Origin of the sequence: Mesorhizobium sp. M1A.F.Ca.IN.020.06.1.1, assembly GCF_004023265.1 — a bacterium.
In the GTDB taxonomy this organism is placed as follows: domain Bacteria; phylum Pseudomonadota; class Alphaproteobacteria; order Rhizobiales; family Rhizobiaceae; genus Mesorhizobium.
In genome coordinates, this window is the sequence record NZ_RZSR01001224.1 from 1 (window position 1) to 1,447 (window position 1,447).

At 62.3% G+C, this 1,447-nt stretch carries 2 protein-coding genes and 1 pseudogene; all 3 read left to right on the forward strand.

Features of this window, described 5'->3' with window-relative positions; genetic code table 11:
- Window positions 1-455 (forward strand): sugar ABC transporter permease (locus EOA60_RS32690; protein WP_164899759.1); only part of this gene is annotated, 455 nt, incomplete at its 5' end.
- An 8-nt stretch (window positions 456-463) separates the two neighbouring features.
- The gene (locus tag EOA60_RS32695) at window positions 464-1,303 is read left to right on the forward strand and encodes a carbohydrate ABC transporter permease (protein ID WP_066996124.1); all 840 of its coding nucleotides are present in this window, start codon (window positions 464-466) and stop codon (window positions 1,301-1,303) included.
- Window positions 1,192-1,447: pseudogene (locus tag EOA60_RS39385) on the forward strand (Gfo/Idh/MocA family oxidoreductase); the annotation flags it as partial. The gene EOA60_RS32695 and the pseudogene EOA60_RS39385, both read left to right, overlap by 112 nt.

Here is a 1,447-nt window from a genome sequence, read left to right on the forward strand (position 1 = left end):
GCAAAGAGCAATATGCGCTCACCGCGCTCAGCCTCGTCTCGGTCTGGCAGTTCGTCGGCATCCCGATGATGCTGATCTATGCAGCACTTCTGTCGATCCCGGACGAGGTGATCGAGGCCGCCGAATGCGACGGCGTCACCGGTATGGCGCAGTTCTGGAAGATCAAGCTGCCGCTGATCCTGCCTTCGATCGGCATCATCTCGATCCTGACCTTCGTGGGCAATTTCAACGCTTTCGACCTGATCTACACCGCGCAAGGGGCGCTCGCCGGTCCGAATTATTCGACCGACATCCTCGGCACCTTCCTCTACCGCGCCTTCTTCGGTTTCCAGCTGCAGGTCGGCGATCCCAACATGGGTGCCGCGATCGCCACGATCATGTTCCTGATCATCCTCGCCGGCGTCTGCGTCTACCTGTTCCTCGTCCAGACGCGCCTGCGTCGCTATCAGTTCTGAGGCGCGCCATGAGCACCGCAACACATTCGCTTCCCCGGACCATCGGCGCCCATGCCGTCCTTTTGACCTACACGGTGATCGCGCTGTTCCCGGTGATCCTGGTCATCATGAACTCGTTCAAGTCGCGCGCCGGTATTTTTGGCGCGCCGCTGACGCCGCCGACGCCCAAAACTTTCGACCTGATCGGCTACACCACCGTGTTCGGCCAGGGCGACTTTCTGCATTATTTCCAGAACAGCCTCGTCGTAACGGTCGCCTCGCTGTTCTTCGTGCTTCTGTTCGGCGCCATGGCCGCTTTCGCACTGTCGGAATACCGCTTCCGCGGCAACACGATGATGGGGCTCTATCTCGCGCTCGGCATCATGATCCCGATCCGCCTCGGCACCGTCGCCATCCTGCAGCTGATGGTGGCGAGCGGGCTGGTCAACACGCTGACGGCGCTGATCCTGGTCTACACGGCGCAAGGCCTGCCGCTCGCGATCTTCATTCTGTCGGAGTTCATGAAGCAGGTGTCCGACGACCTGAAGAACGCCGGCAGGATCGACGGGCTGTCGGAGTACACGATCTTCTTCCGGCTGGTGCTGCCGCTGGTGCGCCCGTCGATGGCGACGGTCGCCGTCTTCACCATGATCCCGATCTGGAACGACCTGTGGTTCCCGCTGATCCTGGCGCCGTCGGAAGAGACCAAGACGGTGACGCTCGGCGCGCAGCTCTTCCTCGGCCAGTTCGTCACCAACTGGAACGCGATCCTGGCGGCGCTCTCGCTGGCGATCCTGCCGGTGCTGATCCTCTACGTCATCTTCTCGCGGCAGCTGATCCGCGGCATCACGTCAGGAGCCGTCAAGTGAGTGCAGAACAGCCTCTTCGCGTCGTCGTCGCCGGCCTTGGCAATATGGGCCGCAGCCATGCGCTGGCCTATCACACCAATCCGAGCTTCGAGATCGCCGCGCTCGTCAACCGTTCCGAGGTGCCGCTGCCGGATGGGCTCGCGG

Coding starts and splice junctions, on each gene's coding strand:
- EOA60_RS32695 (WP_066996124.1), top strand. CDS start 464: ATGAGCACCGCAACACATTCGCTTCCCCGGACCATCGGCGCCCATGCC.